The sequence below is a fragment of the Mesorhizobium sp. dw_380 genome (assembly GCF_018588885.1).
Lineage (GTDB): Bacteria > Pseudomonadota > Alphaproteobacteria > Rhizobiales > Rhizobiaceae > Mesorhizobium.
This window is the reverse complement of record NZ_JAFFIW010000001.1, coordinates 18,523-38,583: the sequence shown is the minus strand read 5'-3', so window position 1 is coordinate 38,583 and position 20,061 is coordinate 18,523. Positions and strand designations below refer to the sequence as shown.

Here is a 20,061-nt window from a genome sequence, read left to right as displayed (position 1 = left end):
AGAGAGTGCTCTCCGAAGCCTTGGCGAAGGAGGATCACCGCCACCTCAGCAAGCTCACCACCCTTCGCTCTTCGAGCTTCGGGTGGCAAGCCACCCCTCTTCGAGCTTCGAAGCTCGATAGACGAGGGAGTGTCCTCCGTAGCCTTGGCGAAGGAGGATCACCGCCGCCTCAGCAAACTCTTCATCCGGTTGCGCAGCAGGCGGGCCATGTTGCGGGTCTCGCGGTAGAGATGAAGCTGCGAGGCGGCCTGGCGCGCGAGGCGGTCGGCGTCCGGAGTCAGGCCGATCACCAGCGTGCCGATCGGCTTGCGCTCGGTCCATAGCCTGCTCATTACCGGATGGTCCGGCATGGCACAGGAGTCGGTCATCATGATGTTGGGATCGTCGAGATGCTGCCTGGTGACCTCGATCATCAGCAGCGTGCCCGGCGAATAGGCCGATATCGTCTCGTCATAGGCCGTCTTCCAGGTATAGGCGACGCCGGCCTCGACGAAGACAATCAGGCAGGCGATGGTGCGGCCGTCGAGCGTCAGCGAATGGATGCGGCACATGTCCTGTTCGGCGAGCCTGTGCACGGCCTCGCGGGCGAAGGCGGCGCGGTAGCGGTCGATCGCCATGGCGGTGCGCTCGCGGCCCTTCCAGCCGGCGGCCTCCAGCGTCAGGAAGCTTTCGATGGCATGGCGGATTTCTTCAGGGCCGCGCGCCACCAGATGCTCCAGCCTGCCGAGGTCGGCAAGGCGCCGCTTCAGGCGGCGGAACTCGCGATAATGGTGCGCGCGCAGCGAAGCCTTCAAATAATCGTCACCGTCGAGTTCGCTCTCCAGCGCGGGGCGCTGGGTCTGGCCGGTGGTGACCAGCATCAGGCCGCGCGTCTCGGCCACGGTGCCAAGCAGGCTCGCCACCGGACCGTCGAGCCTGATGTCGGGCAGGACGAAGACTTTCGGCAGCTTGAGGTGCGGGCGCGACAGCATCGAGAAGAAATCCTCGACGACGCCGACCGGATCGTCGCGATCGATGAGCGGCGTGCCGAGCGGACCGAACGGGCTCGACCAGGCGCGCATCACCGGAACGCCGAGCGGCACCACCGGGCGCTCGACCGAGATCGGCACCAGAAGGCGCAGCCGGTTGCGGTATTCGTCGCCGTCGCGGATCACCGCCAGCCGCACCTCGCGATCTTCCAGCCGGGGCATGGCCGGCGCCAGGAAGCGCGGGTTGAAGAAAACGTTCGGCTCGATCGTGCGGGCGCAGAGATAATCGAGTTCCTCGACCAGATCGAAGCCGGCCGATGCCGGGTAGATGGCGAGCTTGCGCTCTGGCCGGTTGTTGGCGAGGATTTCGATATGGGCGGGGTCGGCGTCGCGCGCCAGGCCGGCAAGGCCCGACACCATGGCGCCGGCGGTGCCGCCGCTGGTTTCCTCGAGCAACGGGATGGCGGCCATCAGGCGGCTCCTTTGGCTGGCACGAAGATCGCCATGACGATGCCGAGCTTGCGCCACACCGTGAAGGACAGTGCGCTGGCCTCGAAGATCATGGCAAAGGCGGTGGCCATGGCCGCGCCCCACAGGCCGAAATGCGGGATCAGCACCACGTTGAGGCCGATGTTGAAGGCCAGTGTCATGGCATAGACGGCGGCGCAGATATTCTGGTTGCCGCTCATGGTGAGCAGGCTTTCGCATGGGCCGACGGCGGCGCGCGCCACGACACCGAAGACGAGCAGGAACAGAAGCGGATAGCCCGACGTGAATTCGGGGCCGAACAGCACCAGCATGGGTTCGCCGAGCGCCAGCACCAGCAGCGCCATCAGCAGCGAGGGCCAGAAGGTCCACGACACCGTCTCGCGGGCGAAGGCGGCAAGCTTTGCCGGCTCGCCATGGGTGAACTGCGCGTAGCGCTGGGCGACGCCGGCCTTGACGGCGAAATAGACGAAATGCACCAGCGCCAGCGTCTTCACCGTCGCGAAATAGACGGCGACGTCGTTGGGATCCATATAGGCGCCGACCATCAGCACGTCGGCATTGGTGAGCAGGAAAAAGAAGCTCTCGACCAGAAAGATCGGTAGCGAGACGATGAACCATTGCGCGAAATGCACCTTCATCGGCCCGGCCGGGATCTGCCTTTCCATGCGGTGTGTGACGCCGATCAACTGACCGAGCGTGGTGACATAGGTGGCCGCGATCGAAGCGAAGATCGCCGTCCTGGCGTCGGCGGCATAGCCGGCGTAGAGCATCAGCGCCATGAACAGCAGGATCAGCACCGGCCGCACTAGATAGGTCGGCGACAAGGCAAATAACGCCCAGCTGTTCGCCCTGGCCTGGCCCTGCAGCAGATCCGACACCGCGATCATCGGCAGGCAGATGACGCCGAGGATGAACGGGATGACGTAGTAGTTTTCGATCCAGGGCGCCGCCAGCCAGACGCCGAGCGCGCCGAGCCCGGCGATGACCGTCGACGCGATCAGCACGAACAGGCGGCTGGCCACGACGATGCCGCGCAGTTCATCCATCAGGCCGCGCTCGCGGTATTCGGGGATGAAACGGATGACCGAGGTGTGGAAGCCGAGGCAGGCAAGATTGCCGACGATCACCATCGTCACCCAGACGAGGACGAAGATGCCGTATTCGAACGACCCCATCCAGCGCGCCATCAGCACCTGGCTGATGAAGGCGATGACGGCGCTGACGATGCGGATGGAGAAGGCGATGACCGACATGCGGCCAGCCTCGCCGCGTTCATCGGCGGTGAACAGCACGGCATCGATGCGGCCAAGCAACGGCTCGACGCGCAGCGCCAAACGCTGCGGCAAAAACCGCCCGGCTGTCGTGGCCGCGGAAAAGCGCACCCCGATTAGTCTCCGTTTTCCGCCTCTTTTTCAGGCTTTGATGTAGCGAAGACACATTAAGAAACGGTTGGGTGGGGGGCCTTACCTCGCCCTTGTGGCAGTTCGGTTGAGGGTGACGAGACACCGTACTCGTTCGAGTTCGAAGCCGAATGGTGCGGCTGAAGGCGGGTTGGTCGGCGGGACAGCGCCCCCCTCTGGCCTGCCGGCCATCTCCCCCTCAGGTGGGGAGATCGGCTAAATGGGACCGTCAGCGCCGCCCCTTGTCTGCCCTTCGGGCACCTTCTCCCCGTATAGGGACTGTATAGGGACGGGGAGAAGGGAAGTTACGCAAAAGCGCCGTGGCAGTGCTTGTATTTCTTGCCGGAGCCGCAGGGGCAGGCTTCGTTGCGGCCGACCTTGCCCCAGGTCGCCTGATTGTTGGGGTCGCGATCCTCGGGGGCGACGATGGCGGCTGTCTCCGGGCGGACCAGGAGGGCTGTTTCGCCGCCGTCGAAATCGTTCTCGCCGGTGGTGCCGTCGATATGGGTGCCGAACATATCCGGAGCTTCCGGAGGCGGGGCTTCGGCGGCCTGGCGGACCAGTTCGACGCGCATCAACTGCGCGGTGACGGCCTGGCGCAGGTTGCCGAGCATCGCCTGGAACAGCTCGAAGGCTTCGCCCTTGTACTCCTGCAGCGGATCACGCTGCGCGTAGCCGCGGAAGCCAACGACGGAGCGCAGATGGTCGAGGTTGACGATGTGCTCGCGCCATAGATGGTCGAGCGTCTGCAACACGACCGAGCGCTCGACATAGGTCATCACCTCGGGGCCGAAACGCTCGGCGCGCTCCTTGGCGGCGGCTTCGGCGGCCTGCGTGATACGCTCGCGGATGTCGTCCTCGGCGATGCCTTCTTCCTTGACCCACTCCTCGACCGGCAGGTCGAGATTGAGGAATTCGGCGATCTCGGCCTTCAGGCCGGCAACATCCCACTGCTCGGCATAGGCGTTTTCGGGGATGGCCTTGGCGACGATCTCGTCGATGACGCCCTCGCGCATCTCGGTAATGGTTTCAGAGAGGCCTTCGCCGTCCATCAGCTCGATGCGCTGTTCGAACACCACCTTGCGCTGGTCGTTCGAAACATCGTCATATTTCAACAGGTTCTTGCGGATGTCGAAATTGCGCGCCTCGACCTTCTTCTGCGCCTTTTCCAGCGCCTTGTTGATCCAGGGGTGGATGATCGCTTCGTCTTCCTTGAGGCCGAGCTTCTGCAGCATGCCGTCCATGCGCTCGGAGCCGAAGATGCGCATCAGGTCATCCTGCAGCGACAGGAAGAATTTCGAGCGGCCGGGATCGCCCTGGCGGCCGGAGCGGCCACGAAGCTGGTTGTCGATGCGGCGCGATTCATGGCGCTCGGTGGCGAGCACGTAGAGGCCGCCGGCGGCCAGCGCCTTTTCCTTCAGCCGCTCGACGTCGGCAATGATTTCCTTTTCCCGTGCTTCGCGCTCGGGCCCGGCGGGCATGTCGCCCAGTTCCTCGGCAATGCGCATCTCGGCATTGCCGCCGAGCTTGATGTCGGTGCCGCGGCCCGCCATGTTGGTGGCGATGGTGATGACGCCGGGCTTGCCGGCCTGGGCGACGATCGCAGCCTCGCGCTCGTGGTGGCGGGCGTTCAGCACCTCGAAATCCTTGAAGCCTTCCTTGCGCAGGCGCTCGGCCAGCTGCTCCGACTTCTCGATCGAGGTCGTGCCGACCAGCGTCGGCTGGCCCTTGGCGCTGGCTTCGCGGATCTCCTTGACGATCGCCTTGTACTTCTCCTCGACCGTCCGGTAGACCTCGTCGTCCTCGTCCTTGCGGATGACCGGCAAATTGGTCGGGATCTCGGTGACTTCGAGGCCGTAGATGTTGCCGAATTCCTCGGCCTCGGTCAGCGCCGTGCCGGTCATGCCGGAAAGCTTCTTGTAGAGGCGGAAGTAGTTCTGGAAGGTGACTGAGGCCAGCGTCTGGTTCTCCGGCTGGATCGCCACATGTTCCTTGGCTTCCAGTGCCTGGTGCAGGCCTTCCGAATAGCGGCGGCCGGGCATCATGCGGCCGGTGAACTCGTCGATGATGACGATCTCGCCGTTGCGCACGATATAGTCCTTGTCGCGCTGGAACAGCTGGTGCGCCTTCAGCGCGTTGTTGACGTGGTGGACGATGGCGACATTCTCGACGTCGTAGAGCGACTCGCCCTTCAAGAGGCCGGCGTCGCGCAGCATGTTCTCCAGCTTCTCGGTGCCTTCTTCGGTGAAGATCGAGGTCTTCTGCTTCTCGTCGATCTCATAATCCTGCGGCTGCAGCTGGATGATGAAGGTATCGATGGTGTTGTACATTTCCGAACGGTCCTCGAGCGGACCGGAAATGATCAGCGGCGTGCGCGCCTCGTCGACCAGAATGGAATCGACCTCGTCGACGATCGCGTAGTTGTGACCGCGCTGCACCATCTGGGCGCGCTCGTATTTCATGTTGTCGCGCAGGTAGTCGAAGCCGAGCTCGTTGTTGGTGGCATAGGTGACGTCGGACGCGTAAGCGACGCGGCGCTCCTCGTCGGAGAGGCCGTGGACGATGACGCCGACCGACAGGCCGAGGAATTTGTAGACCCGGCCCATCCATTCGGAGTCGCGGGTGGCGAGATAGTCGTTGACGGTGACGACATGGACGCCGTTGCCGGCCAGCGCGTTGAGATAGACCGGCAGCGTCGCGACCAGGGTCTTGCCCTCGCCGGTGCGCATCTCGGCAATGCCGCCATTGTGCAGCACCATGCCGCCGATCAGCTGGACGTCGAAGGGGCGCATGCCGAGCACACGGCGCGCCGCCTCCCGGGCGGTGGCGAAGGCCGGGATCAGAAGGTCGTCAAGGCTGGCGCCATTGGCGACATCCTGGCGGAATTTTTCGGTGCGGCCGGCGAGTTCGGCGTCGGAGAGCGCCCGCATCTCGTTTTCCATGGCATTGATCGCCTCGACACGGGGCCGGGTCGATTTGACCCGACGGTCGTTGGAGGAGCCGAAAACCTTACGGGCGAGACCGCCGAGACTGACCATCCAATGGTCCTTTCGATAGAATTCTCAATCTAGATGGGCGCCGGCCGGCCCCATCAAATCCGCGTGAACGCACCGCTTGAATACGGGCAAACACAAAAAGCGCCCGGAAAACGGTTCTGGACGCCAAGTCGCTGGACAGATAAGAGGGGGCTCAACTGATGTCAACGCCGCGCTGGCCCTGCCGGTCGCGCCAAATTCCGCCACAATCTGGCTGATCTGGAAGCCATCCCTCCTACAATCCTCGACCGGAGTCATCTTAATGTCCTTGTTGTTCCGCCGTGCGTCGCTTGCCAGCCTTGGCCTGGCCTTCGGCCTGTCGGCTCTTTGCCTGTCGCCTGTCATGGCGCAGGAGACCGCTCCCGCTGCTCCGGCCGATGCGGCGGCACCCGCGGCGAAGCCGGTCGACCCCAATGCCGTCGTCGCCACGGTCAACGGCCAGCCGCTCACCGAGGCCGACCTCGTGCTTGCCGAAGGCGAGCTGTCGCAGCAGTTTGCGCAGCTGCCGCCCGAACAGCGCCGCGCCGCGGCACTTTCGGCGGCCATCGAGATCCGCGTCATGGCTGCCCAGGCCGTCGCCACCGGTCTCGACAAGAATCCCGACTTCCAGCGCCGCATGGCCTTCCTGCAGCAGCGCGCGCTGCATGGCGAGATGGTCGAAAAGGGCGTCGTCGACAAGGTCACCGACGCCGAGATTCGCGCCCGCTACGACGAGGAGATCGCCAACACGCCGCCGGTCAACGAGGTACATGCCCGTCACATCCTCGTGAAGACGAAGGAAGAGGCCGAGGCCATCATCAAGCAGCTCGACGGCGGCGCCGATTTCCAGAAGCTCGCCAACGAGCACACCAGCGATCCCTCAGGCAAGTCCAATGGCGGCGACCTCGGCTGGTTCGGACCTGGCCAGATGGTGCCGGAGTTCGACAAGGCGGCCTTCGCCCTCGATGTCGGCAAATACACCGAGCAGCCGGTGCAGTCGCAGTTCGGCTGGCATGTCATCAAGCTCGAGGACAAGCGCGCCAAGCAGCCGCCGGCCTTCAACGACGTCAAGGACCAGGCCAAGCAGGCGGTCATCCGTGACAAGTATTTCGCGCTGGTCAAGTCGCTGCGCGCCGGTGCCAAGGTCGAGATCCCCGATGCCAACCTGAAGAAGACCGTCGACGCGCTGGAAAGCGGCAAGTAAGCCTTAAAGTTTTTTCAAAAAGGGGCGCGGCAGCGAACATTGCCGCGCCTTTTTTATTGGCCGGCTTCGGCCGCTATGCCTTGCAGGAGATAGCGGACCATCTTGCGGATCGTTGCCTCGGGCTCGTCGAGTCGGTTGGTCAGGAGATGGCGCCAGGCATAGGAAGCGAGGAGATCGGCGACCACGGCCGCATCGATATCGCCCGCCACCTCGCCCCTTGCCTTGGCGCGCTCGATGATCTGGCCGGTGTGGGCACGGCGTCCGCCGGCGTAGCCGGCAAGGGCCGCCGCCGCGGTTTCATCCGACTGCGCCTCGGCGATCAGCGACCGGAACACGCTGCCCGACGATGTGTCGCGCCAGTGCGCGAACAGATTCACCAGGAAGCCGACGATATCCTCTTCCAGTTTTCCGGTATCGGGGACGTCGACACGTTTCTGCCGCTGGTAGACTTCGAGCAGCAGTGCGGCCTTGCTCGGCCACCAGCGATAGATGGTCGGTTTGCCCGCGCGCGCACGCCGCGCCACGGCCTCGATCGAAAACCCGGCATAGCCCGCCTCGACCAGCACGGCTTCGGCGGCCTCCAAAATGGCTTCGGCGCTGTCGGGGTTGCGCCTGGCGCCAATCGATCTGCGTGCCGGATCGGCGCCCTCGGCCATTTGCGTCGTCCTCGCCAACAATTTCGCCGGCCATCATAGGTGAGCCGGCGATCAAACGAAACGGGCCGTTTTTCCATGGACTGTTTTTCCATGGACTGGGGGAAAGCTCCGGGGTGGGTTTGCCGCCCGGCAAGCGCCGACAAAACGCCCTTGCGCCCGCGCGTCGTATCGGGCAAACCGGCCTTCCCTTGCGATTTTCCCGCCCGAGGTCCCATGTCCACGACGATTTCGCCGCTCGCGCCGAAGAAATACCCCAAGATGCCTGTCATCGAAGGGGTGCGCATCGCCACCGCCGAAGCGGGGATAAAGTACAAGAACCGTACCGACCTTCTGGCCATGGTCTTCGATCCCGGCACCACGGTCGCCGGCGTGTTCACGAAGTCGAAATGCCCGTCGGCACCGGTCGATTTCTGCCGGCAGAACCTTGGCGCCGGCAAGGCCCGGGTGCTGGTCGTCAATTCCGGTAACGCCAACGCCTTCACCGGCAGGAAAGGCCGCGAATCCACCGCGCTGACGGGCGAGGCGGCAGCCAAGGCGGCCGGCTGCGCGGCAGGAGAGGTTTTCCTGGCCTCGACCGGCGTCATCGGCGAGCCGCTCGACACCACCAAGTTCAGCCACCTGCTCGCCGGGCTGGTCAGCGACGGCAAGCCCGACCTGTGGACCGAGGCGGCGAAGGCCATCATGACCACGGACACCTATCCGAAAGTGGCGACGCAGACGGTCAAGCTCGGCGACACCAATGTCACCATCAATGGTATCTCCAAGGGGGCCGGCATGATCGCCCCCGATATGGCGACGATGCTGTCCTTCATCGCCACCGACGCGCCGATCGCGGCGCCGGTGCTGCAGGATCTGCTGTCGCGCGGCACGGCCAAGACCTTCAATGCGGTGACCGTCGACAGCGATACGTCGACCAGCGACACGCTTCTGATCTTCGCAACCGGCAAGGCCGCGAAGCGCGGCGCTCCAGAAATAACCGACCCCAGGGATGCCCGCCTCGGCACGTTCCGCCGGGCGCTCGGCAAGGTGCTGAAGTCGCTGGCGCTGCAGGTGGTGCGCGACGGCGAGGGTGCCCGCAAGCAGGTCGAAGTCACCGTCACCGGCGCGAAATCGGCGCGCTCGGCCAAGCGCATAGCGCTGTCGATCGCCAATTCGCCGCTGGTCAAGACGGCGGTCGCCGGCGAGGACGCCAATTGGGGCCGGGTCGTCATGGCCGTCGGCAAGGCCGGCGAGCCCGCCGACCGCGACCGGCTGTCGATCTGGTTCGGCGACAACAGGCTGGCGCATGAGGGCGAGCGCGACCCTGCCTATTCGGAGGAAAAGACTTCGACCTACATGAAGCGCGACGATATCCGCATCCGTGCCGATATCGGCATTGGCCGCGGCAAGGCGACGGTGTGGACCTGCGATCTCACCAAGGAATATGTCGCCATCAATGGCGATTACCGGAGCTGATCGCCTTGGTTTCGCGCCACCCCGCAAGCATGCTCGCGACCGTGCGCCGCTATGAGGCGGCCGGCTTTCGCGCCTGGCCGGCGGCCGCCGTCCACTATGACGGCACCTGGGTGGTGCGGCTGACCGCCGGCCATCCGGCCAAGCGGCTGAATTCGGTCAATCCGCTCGATCCCGGCGACACCCAGCACATTGCCGACCGCATCGGGCGCGCCAGCCGTCGTTTCGACGCCTATGGAAGGCCGCTGACCTTCCGCATGTCGCCGCTGTCAGGTCCTGACCTGGCCAGCCATCTCGACGAGGGGGGCTGGAGCCGGTTCGACGAATCGCTGGTCATGCGGTTGCCGCTGGCCGACGCGCAGCTCGACGCCGCCATGGACCAGATTCCGCTCAAGGATATCAGCCGCTTCATCGGCGCGTCGCTCAAGGTCAGCGGCTCGGACGTTTCGCTGCGGCCCGGCCTGTCGGAGATCATCGGCGCCATCCAGCCCGAGGCTGGCTTGTTCGCTCTCGAAGATGGAGCCGAAGCGCTGGCGACGCTGATCTGCGTGCATGACGGCGATCTCGCCGGCCTGTTCGAGGTCGCCACCGACAAGTCGGCGCGCAACAAGGGGCACGGCCGCAACCTGATCCGGTCGGCGCTGAAATGGGCGAGGCTGCGCGGCGCGCGGGAAGCCTGGCTGCAGGTCGAGGCCGGCAATGTGCCGGCGCTGGCGCTCTATCGGTCGCTCGGTTTCGATGAGGTCTATCGCTACCACTATCGCCGGCCGCCCGGACATGAATGATCTTGCGAATCCCGGCAAGCGGCTGCTGCTGGTTGCCGCCTGCGCGCTGGTCGACGCCGACGGCCGCGTGCTCCTGGCGCAGCGCCCCGAGGGCAAGCAGCTTGCCGGCCTGTGGGAATTTCCGGGCGGCAAGGTCGAGCCCGGCGAGACGCCGGAACAGTGCCTCATCCGCGAACTGCATGAAGAGATCGGCATCGAGACCGAGATTCCATGCCTGGCGCCGCTCACCTTCGCCAGCCATTCCTATGACGACTTCCATCTCTTGATGCCGCTGTTTGTCTGCCGCCGTTTCCGCGGCATTGCCCAACCCAGGGAAGGGCAGGCGCTGAAATGGGTGCGGCCAAAGCAAATGCGCGACTATCCGATGCCGCCGGCCGACGCGCCGTTGATCCCGTTTCTCATCGATCTCCTCTAGAGATCGGGGGACGGATCGGAAACACGGTCCATATCAGCCAGCGTTAATGGAAGATTTATCTCATCGTGAAAAATTGACGCATGGCCGTGTCGTCGCGGCCGCGTCGCCGATTCACTGGGGAGCGATAGCATGAGCCTAGACAGGGATTGGGATTCGATCCGGCCCGACCGCGGCTTTCGTGCCGCCGATGCCGGCATGGGCATCCTGCGCGTGACCCTGCTGTTCGGATCGGCCGCGGTGGCGCTGGCGCTGATCGCAACCCCTTTTCTCGACAGCCAGACGCGCTCGCAATCGGTGCGCGATGATTTTCCCGGCGGCCTCGACATGACGGCAACCGGCTCGATCAGCCATCGCACCACCTATACGGTGCGCCGCAGCGTGCTGCAGCCGCAGCCCGGTTCGGTGTGCATCATCGGGACTGACGGCAGGACCAGCGGCGCCTGCTGACATGGTTAACATATTTTCTAAAGGCGGTGGTTTCATCGCCTGTTAAGCCTTTGCCGTTAACCTTTCTTAACAGATCGGCGGTAAGGTCCTGGCAACGGGGGTCGAGGTGATGAGAACAGTGCTGCTGCGTTTCCTGACCGACGAAGAGGGCGCCACGGCCATCGAATACGGCCTGATCGTCGCCGTGCTGTCGCTGACGATCGTCGGTGGCATCAACCAAGTCTTCAATTCGATCACCTGGCTGTTCAGCGACAACTCCAGCAGGCTTGCGAACGCCTTCGCACCCTGACTTGCGCGCGTCCGCGGAGGGGTCATTGCCCCTCGCGTCCCTCTAACACAGCCTTCAACGAAATCTTGGCTGAACCGGGCTTCAGCGGTTTTTGCTGCGATGCATCGGGTGCCCAACCTGACATCCAGACGATCGAGAAGCTTGCCCTTACCCGGCCATCAGGGTCGGAAAACCGCTCGGCATAGATTTCGGCGGCGCGGGCAAACAGCCTGCGTGAGCCCGGCCGCCGGCTGCGATCGGCAAGCGCGCTGGTTTCGCCCATGGCGCGCAGATCCGCCATCAGGGCAAACAGGTTGGCATAGCGAACCGTCACGGTCTCGACGTCGGCAACCGGCAAAGCGAGACCGGCGCGCTGCAGCAGCGCACCGGCATCGCGCACATCGGTGAACGGGATGACGCGCGGACTGGCGCCGCCGTAGAGCTCGGTCTCGGCCGCAAGCAGGCTTTCGCGCAGCTCGCCGAGCGTGCCGGCGCCGGCGAAGGCACCGAGGAAAAGCCCGTCTGGCCGCAGCGCGCGGCGGATCTGGATCAGCATGCCGGGAATGTCATTCATCGCCTGCAGCGACAGAAGCGACACCGCCAGATCGAGGCTTTCCGGGTCGAACGGTACGGTTTCCAACGGTGCGATCGAGCCGGCAGCGCCGTTCAGGAAAGCAGCGTCCGTCTCGACGCGGATGATATCCGTCACCTTGCCGCTCGTGGCGAGCGCGTCAGCCGCGGCCGAGGTCTGACAAAACAGCACCGCCGCCTTGCCGAACCTGCGCTCGACGGCACCCAGCCGTTCGGCAAGGTCCTCGACGGCGCGATTCATCAGGAAATCGGCACCGTCAACCGGATGGGTGAGCGCACGCCGCTTGTGCGCCAGCCACAGAGAGGTATCCATTATCGGCTGCACGGGCGGGTCCTTGTTTGTCCGCATCCTGATATAGCTGGTACAGCTGGCGCGGAGAACCAACCACGTGGCCGATCGGAGGTCCAAGATCAAGTCCATCGAGATCGGGAGCCTCGCCCGGTCGGCCCTCGGCTGGCCGGCGCGCATCCTGTTTCCGCCGGTTTGCGCGGGCTGCCGCCGGCATGTCTCGCAGCCTGGGGTGCTGTGCGGCACCTGCTGGCCGAAGCTGCGGCTTTTGGAGCGGCCCTGGTGCCCGGTGATGGGCACGCCGTTCACCCATCATATGGGCGAGGGCTTTCTCTCGGCCGAGGCAATCGCCGATCCGCCGCCCTTCGAACGGGCGCGGGCGGCTGTCGCCTATTCAGGCGTTGCCCGCCAGATGGTGCAAGGGCTGAAATACCAGGATCGCACCGATCTCGCGCCATGGATGGCGCGCTGGATGGTGCGCGCCGGCGCCGATCTCATCGCCGATGCCGATGTGGTGGTGCCGGTGCCGCTGCACTGGCGGCGGTTCTTCAGGCGGCGCTTCAACCAGTCGGCGGAACTGGCGCGGGCGGTTTGCGAACTCAGCGGGCTGCCTTTCGCGCCTTCCGCCATGCGTCGCGTGAAACTCACCCGCCAGCAGGTCGGGCTGGAACGGCAGGAGCGCGAGGAGAATGTACGCGCCGCCTTTCGCGTGCCTGCCGACACGGAAATCGAGATTGCCGGCCGCAGGGTGCTTCTGATCGACGATGTCTACACCACCGGCGCCACCGTGCGCGCGGCCACCAAGGCGCTGAAAAGGGGAGGTGCTGCCGCCGTCGACGTGCTGACCTTCGCCCGGGTGTTGCCGGGGGACTTTCGGGCGGACGACTCCGCCACTATATAGGTCGGCAAGGAAAGCGGAATTTCGTCATGGTCGATGTCACGATCTATACGCGCATGATGTGCGGCTACTGCACGGCAGCCAAGCGGCTGCTGGAGCGCAAGGGCGTCGCCTATACCGAGCATGACGCCTCGTTTTCGCCGGAACTGCGCCAGGAGATGATTTCGCGCGCTCACGGGCGTACGACCTTTCCGCAAATTTTCATCGGCGACAGGCATGTCGGCGGCTGTGACGACCTCCATGACCTGGAGGCCGAAGGCCAGCTGGACAGACTGCTCGCCAATGGCTCGACGGTTTGAGGGTGTGACGATGGGTGTTTTCAAGGCAGCGGCGGTGCAGATGCGTTCAGGCGAAAGCCCCGAGCGCAATGCGGTCGATCTGGAACGGCTGGTGCGCAGGGCGGCGGCGCAAGGCGCGACCTACATCCAGACGCCGGAAATGACCGGAGCGCTGATCCGCGACAGGCAAGCGCGTGCCGCTTCCTTCACATCCGAAGACAAGGACGTCGTCGTCGCAACCGCGCACAGGCTGGCGCGCGAACTCGGCGTCTTCCTGCATATAGGCTCGACCGCCATCCTGCGTGCCGACGGCAAGCTCGCCAACCGGGCGCTGCTGTTCGGCCCGGACGGCGCCACGCTCGCCACCTATGACAAGATCCACATGTTCGACGTCGATCTCGACAATGGCGAGAGCTGGCGCGAATCCGCCGCTTACGAGCCGGGCACCGAGGCTGTCGTGACCGAGGTCGCGGGCGTGAAACTGGGGTTCGCGGTCTGCTATGACCTACGTTTCCCGCAATTGTTCCGCGCCGAGGCGCTGGCCGGCGCCGATCTCTTGACCGTACCCGCCGCCTTCACCCGCCAGACCGGCGAGGCACACTGGCATGTGCTGCTGAGGGCCCGCGCCATCGAGAACGGCGCCTATGTCGTCGCCGCCGCGCAAGGCGGCCTGCATGAAGACGGCCGCGAGACCTATGGCCATTCGCTGATCGTCGATCCGTGGGGCCGCATCATCGCCGAAGCCGCGCATGAGGAGCCTGATGTGATCGTCGCCGAGATCGACCCGGCGCAGTCGCTCGCGGCGCGCAAGAAGATCCCCAATTTGAAGAATGCGCGGGATTTCACCATCAATGCCGGTGCGCTGGAGGCGCCGCGTCTCAGGGGTGCTGCCTCTTGATCCGCTTTTCCCTCATCTGCGAAAACGAGCACGAGTTCGAGGGCTGGTTTCGCAGCAATGACGATTTCGACACCCAGAAGAAACGCGGCTTTGTCGATTGCCCGAGCTGCGGCTCGCACAAGGTGCAGAAGGCCCTGATGGCGCCCGCCGTTTCGACGGCGCGCAAGCAGGAAACCATAGCGCTCGCCATGGGCGAGGCGCAGAAGCAAGCCATGGCGCAACTGAAGGCGATGGCCGAGAAGGTGCGCGAGAATGCCGACTATGTCGGCGACAAGTTCGCCGAGGAAGCGCGCAAGATCCACTTCGGCGAATCCGACCCGCGCGGCATCTATGGCGAGGCAACGCTGGACGAGGCCAAGAGCCTGGCTGATGACGGCGTCGAGTTCATGCCGATCCCGGTGTTTCCGGACGACCGCAACTAAGCGATTAGCTCACGCTGCCGATCAATTTCTCGAGCAGACGCGAAAGCGTCTCCTGTTCGGCACGGGTCAGGCCCGCGAGAATCTCGTGCTCATTGGCAACGTGCGCGGTGACAGCCTCGTCGATCAAGGCGAGGCCCTTTTCGGTCAGCCGCACGACGATGCCGCGCCGGTCATTGGGGTGTGGCTCGCGCTTGATCAACCCAGAGGTTTCGAGCCGGTCGAGCCGGTTGGTCATGGCGCCCGACGTCACCATCGTTGCTTCGTAGAGCGCGGTCGGCATCAGCGCGTAGGGTGATCCGGAGCGGCGCAGCGTCGCCAGCACATCGAACTCCCCGGACTGCAATCCATAACGGGCAAACAGCGGCGCGAGACGATCGCGGGCGATCAGCGATGATGCCTCATTCAATCGCCCGAGCACACCCATCGGCGAGACATCCAGATCCGGCCGCTCCCGTTTCCACTGCTCGATCGCTCGCGCTGCCCTGTCCATTGTCTCACCATCATATATCTTGACGTTAAGAATCTTTGCATTATCTTATCGCAAGATGCAATGCTGGCCAAGAGGCCGCGCACGACAAGGTTCGATCATGAAACTTCTCTGGGATTCGGCGCTCGGCCTGCTTATCGTCACCGGTGGCCTGCTCGGCCTGACGCTGCCCTTCGGCAAGCTCGGCACGGCGGCCGGCGTGCCGGCCATGGTCTGGGCCTTCGTCATTTCGCTCGGCGCCGGCGGCGTGCTGCTGTGCGTGCTTCTGCTGCGCGGTCAGCGCATCCGGCTCACCCTGCACAAACTGCGCTATTTCTTCGTCACCGCGGCGGTGTCTTACGCCGTTCCCAATCTGTTGATGTTCTCGGCCATACCGCATCTGGGCGCCGGCTACACCGGCATCATGTTCACGCTTTCGCCTGTCATCACCCTGGTGTTCTCGATCCTGCTGCGTGTCCGGCGCCCCAATATGCTGGGCATCATCGGCATCGCCGTCGGCTTCGTCGGCGCCGTCATGGTGGCGGTAACGCGCGGCGAGGCCGGCCAGCCGGCCGATCTGTTCTGGGTGGTGATGGGATTGCTGATCCCGGTCAGTCTCGCCGCCGGCAACATCTATCGCACCGTCGACTGGCCTAAAGGCACCGGCCCGATCGAACTGGCCGTCGGCAGCCATCTGGCGTCGGCAACGCTGCTGCTCGCCGGCATTCTCGCCCTGTTCGGTGTCAAGGCTTTCGTTCCGCTCGGCGGCGTGCCGCTGATCGTCGTCGCGCAGGTGGCCTCCGCGTCGGCGATGTTTGCCTTCTTCTTCCGGCTGCAGGCGGTCGGCGGCCCGGTCTATCTCAGCCAGATCGGCTATGTGGCGGCCGCCGTCGGCTTGTTTGCCGGCACGATCTTCCTTGGCGAGCACTATCAGCTGCTGACCTGGGCCGGCGCCGTCATCATCACTGCCGGCGTGTTCATCACCACAAGGGCGCAAAGCCAGAAAGCCTGAGCCTCCAGGGTTCAATCCGCGCCATCGTCGGCGCCGCCGCCGGGCTCCGGCCTCGGATGCCGGCGGCGGTGCGTGGCGGCGGCGCGCGCCGCCTGTTCGTAGATGCCGGTCATCAGTTCGAGCGTGCGCGCGACCTCTTCGAGCTTGTCGGCCATTTCGGGAATGCGCGTCACGGCTTCGATCAGCAGGACGGAACGGATGTCGGCATAACGCTCGGTCACGCGATGTCCAAGCGGCGTCACTTCGTAGGTGACGCCGGCCCTGCCGCTGCCGGTGCGCGTGATCAAACCGCCCTTGAGCAATTTGCGCAAGCTGTACTGGATGTTGGGAATGTCGTCGCGGTTGGTCATCTGGGCAAGATCGCGCACGCTTTTCGGACGGTCGTTCATGCGGATGATGTGGAGCAGCGCGTTCTCCGGTCCGCTGGCGGAAAACTCGATCACCGTGGCGAGGCATTCGGCCTGCCAATGGCCGAACGCCTCGTAGGAGCGCATCAGCGCGTACTCGACTTCGGTGACGTCGATTTCCAGCGGCGTGCGGGCCAGATGCCAGCCGCGATCCAGCAATTCGGCCTGTGTTTCCAGAGATTTGCGCCGTTCAGTCATCTGCCTGTTCCCCCACTGTCAGCATGCGCCGATACCGGTGATTGCGTCTACATGGATTTATGATAGACTTTCTATCATAAATTATAAGAAAAAATGAGGAGAACACCACCGATGAGCATGCTCGACAAGACCGCACCCAATGCGCAGCCTTTCTTCCTCGGCACTTTCGCGTCCAACTGTTCCGGCGGCATGACGGTCACCAAGGTCCCCGAACGCTGGGTCAGTTCTTGGGACAACAATCTGCGGCTGGCGCAGCTGCTCGATGAGGCCGGCATCGACTTCATGCTGCCGATTGCCCGCTGGATCGGCTATGGCGGCGAGACCAACTTTCACGGCAATGTGCTGGAGACGATCACCTGGGCGGCCGGGCTTCTGGCGCTTACCCGCAACATCACGGTTTTCGCCACCACCCATACTGCGGCCAACCATCCTGTGGTCGTCGCCAAGCAACTGGCGACCATCGACCAGATCAGCCGCGGCCGCATCGGCCTCAACATCGTCGCCGGCTGGAACAAGCCGGAATATGAGGCGCTTGGCCTGATTCTGCCCGATGACCACGTGACGCGCTATGGCTATGCGCAGGAGTGGTTCGATATCGTCAGGGCGCTGTGGGAGCGCACAGAGGCTTTCGACTGGGACGGCACCTGGTTCAAGCTCAGGAACGTGCTCGGCGACCCGCGTCCGTCGTCGCGGCTGCCGATCCTCAATGCCGCCGGATCGGAAGAGGGCCGCAAATTCGCGGTCCGCAATGCCGATTTCCTGTTCACGCCGGCGATCGACCTGGCGCGCTCCTGCGACGAGATCGCCGCACTGAAGGAACAGGCGATCTCTGCCGGCAGCAATGTCGATGTGCTGACCTTTGCCCATGTCGTCTGCCGGCCGACCGAGAAGGAAGCCAAGGATTATCTCGAGCATTTCGGTCGCACCAATGCCGATTGGGCGGCGGTCGACAATCTGGTGCGGCTGCAATTCGCCCATGCGCAGTCGTTCCCGCATGATCTGCTGGCACTTATTCGCGATCGCATGGCGGCGGGCCATGGCGGCTTCCCGCTCACCGGCACGCCCGATCAGGTCGCCGACGGGATCTCAGACCTGCACGAGGCCGGGTTTCGCGGGTCGACGCTGTCCTTCGTCGACTATGCCGAGGAATTCCCCTATTTCCGCGACACCGTGCTACCCATTCTCGAACAAAGAGGCATCCGCATCGCACCGGCCGCGATGCAGTCGGCGGCTTAGAGTAATTCCAGGAGTGGTTCGTCGTTTTCATGAAACGACGAACCGCTTCAGGGCTGCGAAGGAGAAGGTTATGTCCACAGCTTCGGGAGAGGGCCCTGTCGGGGTCGCCGATTTCCGCGCCGCCATGCGGCTCATCGTCGGCAATGTCAGCGTCATCACCGCCGGCGTTGGCGAGGACCGCTCTGGCCTGGTCGTCATTTCGGTGGTGTCGCTGTCGGCCGAACCGCCCAAGGTCATCGCCTGCGTCAACCGATCATCGTCGACCTGGCCGGTCATTGAGCGCTACCGGCATTTCGGCGTCAATTCGCTCGGGCCTCAGCACCAGCGTGTGGCCGAGCGCTTCTCCGGCTTTGGCGGCATCAAGGGCAAGGATCGTTATGAGGGCGCCGAATGGATCACGCTAGAGACCGGAGCGTCATTGCTTTCGGACGCGGTGGCCGCGTTCGACTGCAGCCTCGACGAGATGATCGATCGCGGCACGCATTCCATTGTCATCGGCTCGGTCGAGGCGGTGCGCACCCACGATGCCGGCCAGGCGCTGATCTACTGGCGGGGCGGTTACCGGCCGCTCGATGCGTAGGATGTATCGATATTCAGGTGAGGCCGGTCTGCAAACGGCGGCTTCCTGCGCTTCCGGTGCTCACGTACGAAAAGTACGCTCCGCTCCGGTTCTCGGAACCCACCATTTTCGACTCTGCCTGACCTGAATCTCAACACATCCTTGGTGCGAATTCCGCGAACGTGGTCAGACCGATGATTTTTCCGCCAGCACCATGTAGTTGACGTCCATATCCTTCGAGCGCGCCCAGCGGTCGGCCAGCGGATTGTAGGTGACGCCGGTGCGATCGATAACGGTCAGGCCGGCGCCACCAAGCGCTTTCTCCAGCTCTTCCGGACGCACCAGCTTGCCGAACTGGTGGGTGCCGCGCGGCAACCAGCGCAGCACATATTCGGCGCCGATGATGGCCAGCCCCAGCGCCTTCAGCGTGCGGTTGATGGTGGCCACGAACATGATGCCGCCGGGCCGGACCATCTGACCGCATTTGGCGACGAACAGGTCGATATCGGCGACATGCTCGACCACTTCCATGTTGAGAATGACGTCGAATGTCTCGCCGGCATCGGCAAGGTCCTCGGCGGTCGTGGCGCGATAGTCGACGCTCACATTGCCCTCGGCCGCATGCAGCTTCGCCACTTCGATGTTCGTCTCGGAGGCATCTGCTCCGACCACCTCGGCGCCAAGCCGCGCCATAGGCTCGCAAAGAAGACCGCCGCCACAGCCGATATCGAGGATGCGCAGGCCCTCGAAAGGCCGCGCCGCACGCGGGTCACGGCCGAAGCGCGTCGCTATCTGGTCGCGGATATAGGAAAGCCGGACCGGGTTGAATTTGTGCAGCGGACGAAACTTGCCGTTCGGGTTCCACCACTCGGCGGCAAGGGCGGAAAAGCGTTCCACTTCTCCGGCATCGATCGTCGATCGTCGGGGCTCTGGCATTATTTGGTCTCCTCGAACGCTAGGAAGTCGGGCGTGAGGCCGCGAATGTCAAGGCAGCATTTTTCCTCCACTGGCCAAGCAATGCGCTCTGTCAGGACATGTCACCTGCCGGGCATTGGGGGCGAAACACAATCGGCCTGGCGGGCGAAGAGAGGATACGCTTTGAGTTCAAAGGGAGACGACGATGACACGGAAGATGGCTTCGATCCTGTGGCGCCGGCTGGATGTGGAAGGCCACGACGCCTGCCTGCTTTCGCAGACCGACGGCGGGTTCAGTCTCCAGGGACAGGCCATCGTCGTCCAGGACGGCGAACCATGCTGCCTTGCCTATGAGGTGATTTGCGACGCCGGCTGGCGCACCCGATCGGCGCGTGTCGAAGGCTTTCTCGGCATGCGCAAGCTGCACTATGAGATCGAACGCGATTCCGACGGCCGGTGGATGCTGAACGGTGAACCGCAGAACGGTGTTGCCGGCCTCGTCGACGTCGACCTTGGTTTCACGCCGGCGTCGAACCTGCTGGCGATCCGCCGGCTCGCTCTCGGCATCGGGGAGACGATGCCCGCTCCGGCTGCCTACCTGACCTTCCCTGCGCTGGAACTGGTGCGTCTGGAACAGAGCTATCGTCGCCTTGACGGGACCCGCTACGCCTATGCCGCGCCGATGTTCGGTTATGAGGAGATACTCCGTGCTTCGCCGCACGGCTTCGTCGTCGATTATCCTGGCCTGTGGACGAGCGTGGCAGCGTCGGACTGAGGCGAAGCTCTGGTGCTGC

General features: G+C 64.2%; 22 protein-coding genes. 14 read left to right on the top strand and 8 right to left on the bottom strand.

Annotated features, from left to right (window positions below; translation table 11 throughout):
- Window positions 1-158: 158 nt before the first annotated feature.
- From JT360_RS00175 to secA, 3 genes are all read right to left on the bottom strand, one after another.
- A complete protein-coding gene (locus JT360_RS00175; protein WP_214469479.1) occupies window positions 159-1,439 on the bottom strand; it encodes a GNAT family N-acetyltransferase in 1,281 nt (426 codons plus the stop codon).
- Entirely contained in the window at window positions 1,439-2,839 is a 1,401-nt protein-coding gene (locus JT360_RS00170; protein WP_214469478.1) for a lipopolysaccharide biosynthesis protein, read from the bottom strand. The genes JT360_RS00175 and JT360_RS00170 overlap by 1 nt, the downstream gene beginning before the upstream one ends.
- Window positions 2,840-3,162: 323 nt before the next feature.
- Entirely contained in the window at window positions 3,163-5,895 is a 2,733-nt protein-coding gene (gene secA, locus JT360_RS00165; protein WP_214469477.1) for a preprotein translocase subunit SecA, read from the bottom strand.
- A 259-nt stretch (window positions 5,896-6,154) separates the two neighbouring features.
- Here secA and JT360_RS00160 point away from each other — a divergent pair, with 259 nt between their 5' ends.
- A complete protein-coding gene (locus JT360_RS00160) occupies window positions 6,155-7,075 on the top strand; it encodes a peptidylprolyl isomerase (protein ID WP_214469476.1) in 921 nt (306 codons plus the stop codon).
- A 53-nt stretch (window positions 7,076-7,128) separates the two neighbouring features.
- On the opposite strand, the gene JT360_RS00155 is transcribed toward JT360_RS00160, so the two are convergent.
- Entirely contained in the window at window positions 7,129-7,731 is a 603-nt protein-coding gene (locus JT360_RS00155; RefSeq protein WP_214469475.1) for a TetR/AcrR family transcriptional regulator, read from the bottom strand.
- A 213-nt stretch (window positions 7,732-7,944) separates the two neighbouring features.
- Between JT360_RS00155 and argJ the strand changes: the two genes are divergently transcribed.
- The 5 genes from argJ (at window position 7,945) to JT360_RS00130 (ending at window position 11,119) form a co-directional block, all read left to right on the top strand.
- The gene (gene argJ / locus JT360_RS00150) at window positions 7,945-9,186 is read left to right on the top strand and encodes a bifunctional glutamate N-acetyltransferase/amino-acid acetyltransferase ArgJ (RefSeq protein WP_214469474.1); all 1,242 of its coding nucleotides are present in this window, start codon (window positions 7,945-7,947) and stop codon (window positions 9,184-9,186) included.
- A gap of 29 nt (window positions 9,187-9,215) precedes the next feature.
- Window positions 9,216-9,968: a GNAT family N-acetyltransferase gene (locus tag JT360_RS00145; protein WP_214469741.1), complete on the top strand. Its 753-nt coding sequence runs from the start codon at window positions 9,216-9,218 to the stop codon at window positions 9,966-9,968.
- The gene (locus tag JT360_RS00140) at window positions 9,961-10,383 is read left to right on the top strand and encodes a (deoxy)nucleoside triphosphate pyrophosphohydrolase (protein WP_214469473.1); all 423 of its coding nucleotides are present in this window, start codon (window positions 9,961-9,963) and stop codon (window positions 10,381-10,383) included. The genes JT360_RS00145 and JT360_RS00140 overlap by 8 nt, the downstream gene beginning before the upstream one ends.
- A 129-nt stretch (window positions 10,384-10,512) precedes the next feature.
- Window positions 10,513-10,830, top strand: a complete 318-nt coding sequence (locus JT360_RS00135; RefSeq protein WP_214469472.1) for a hypothetical protein — start codon at window positions 10,513-10,515, stop codon at window positions 10,828-10,830.
- Between the two features lie 109 nt (window positions 10,831-10,939).
- Window positions 10,940-11,119, top strand: a complete 180-nt coding sequence (locus JT360_RS00130) for a Flp family type IVb pilin (RefSeq protein WP_214469471.1) — start codon at window positions 10,940-10,942, stop codon at window positions 11,117-11,119.
- A 22-nt stretch (window positions 11,120-11,141) separates the two neighbouring features.
- Here the strand turns inward: JT360_RS00130 and JT360_RS00125 are convergent, their stop codons facing one another.
- Window positions 11,142-12,014 (bottom strand): methyltransferase domain-containing protein, encoded by an 873-nt coding sequence (locus tag JT360_RS00125; protein WP_214469470.1) that lies wholly within the window; start codon window positions 12,012-12,014, stop codon window positions 11,142-11,144.
- A gap of 64 nt (window positions 12,015-12,078) precedes the next feature.
- Between JT360_RS00125 and JT360_RS00120 the strand changes: the two genes are divergently transcribed.
- From JT360_RS00120 to JT360_RS00105, 4 genes are read left to right on the top strand one after another with little or no spacing between them, the layout of a single operon-like run.
- The gene (locus JT360_RS00120) at window positions 12,079-12,879 is read left to right on the top strand and encodes a ComF family protein (RefSeq protein WP_214469469.1); all 801 of its coding nucleotides are present in this window, start codon (window positions 12,079-12,081) and stop codon (window positions 12,877-12,879) included.
- Window positions 12,880-12,905: 26 nt separating this feature from the next.
- Window positions 12,906-13,175, top strand: a complete 270-nt coding sequence (grxC, locus tag JT360_RS00115; protein WP_214469468.1) for a glutaredoxin 3 — start codon at window positions 12,906-12,908, stop codon at window positions 13,173-13,175.
- A 10-nt stretch (window positions 13,176-13,185) separates the two neighbouring features.
- Window positions 13,186-14,052 carry a carbon-nitrogen hydrolase family protein gene (locus JT360_RS00110; protein WP_214469467.1) on the top strand — a complete coding sequence of 289 codons (867 nt, stop codon included), beginning with the start codon at window positions 13,186-13,188 and terminating at the stop codon, window positions 14,050-14,052.
- Window positions 14,049-14,474 carry a DUF1178 family protein gene (locus tag JT360_RS00105; protein ID WP_214469466.1) on the top strand — a complete coding sequence of 142 codons (426 nt, stop codon included), beginning with the start codon at window positions 14,049-14,051 and terminating at the stop codon, window positions 14,472-14,474. Before JT360_RS00110 ends, JT360_RS00105 begins: the two co-directional genes overlap by 4 nt.
- Window positions 14,475-14,478: 4 nt before the next feature.
- On the opposite strand, the gene JT360_RS00100 is transcribed toward JT360_RS00105, so the two are convergent.
- Entirely contained in the window at window positions 14,479-14,964 is a 486-nt protein-coding gene (locus JT360_RS00100) for a MarR family winged helix-turn-helix transcriptional regulator (protein ID WP_214469465.1), read from the bottom strand.
- Between the two features lie 97 nt (window positions 14,965-15,061).
- Between JT360_RS00100 and JT360_RS00095 the strand changes: the two genes are divergently transcribed.
- Window positions 15,062-15,952 carry a DMT family transporter gene (locus JT360_RS00095; RefSeq protein ID WP_214469464.1) on the top strand — a complete coding sequence of 297 codons (891 nt, stop codon included), beginning with the start codon at window positions 15,062-15,064 and terminating at the stop codon, window positions 15,950-15,952.
- Between the two features lie 11 nt (window positions 15,953-15,963).
- Here the strand turns inward: JT360_RS00095 and JT360_RS00090 are convergent, their stop codons facing one another.
- Complete coding sequence (locus JT360_RS00090) at window positions 15,964-16,557, bottom strand: winged helix DNA-binding protein (RefSeq protein WP_214469463.1); 594 nt, start codon at window positions 16,555-16,557, stop codon at window positions 15,964-15,966.
- A gap of 111 nt (window positions 16,558-16,668) precedes the next feature.
- Between JT360_RS00090 and JT360_RS00085 the strand changes: the two genes are divergently transcribed.
- Together JT360_RS00085 and JT360_RS00080 are read left to right on the top strand one after the other, a co-directional pair.
- Window positions 16,669-17,793, top strand: a complete 1,125-nt coding sequence (locus JT360_RS00085) for an LLM class flavin-dependent oxidoreductase (protein ID WP_214469462.1) — start codon at window positions 16,669-16,671, stop codon at window positions 17,791-17,793.
- A gap of 70 nt (window positions 17,794-17,863) precedes the next feature.
- A complete protein-coding gene (locus tag JT360_RS00080; protein ID WP_214469461.1) occupies window positions 17,864-18,373 on the top strand; it encodes a flavin reductase family protein in 510 nt (169 codons plus the stop codon).
- Window positions 18,374-18,538: 165 nt separating this feature from the next.
- On the opposite strand, the gene ubiG is transcribed toward JT360_RS00080, so the two are convergent.
- Window positions 18,539-19,288, bottom strand: a complete 750-nt coding sequence (ubiG, locus tag JT360_RS00075) for a bifunctional 2-polyprenyl-6-hydroxyphenol methylase/3-demethylubiquinol 3-O-methyltransferase UbiG (protein WP_214469459.1) — start codon at window positions 19,286-19,288, stop codon at window positions 18,539-18,541.
- 184 nt (window positions 19,289-19,472) lie between these two features.
- Between ubiG and JT360_RS00070 the strand changes: the two genes are divergently transcribed.
- The gene (locus JT360_RS00070) at window positions 19,473-20,042 is read left to right on the top strand and encodes a putative glycolipid-binding domain-containing protein (RefSeq protein WP_214469457.1); all 570 of its coding nucleotides are present in this window, start codon (window positions 19,473-19,475) and stop codon (window positions 20,040-20,042) included.
- Window positions 20,043-20,061: the final 19 nt, after the last annotated feature.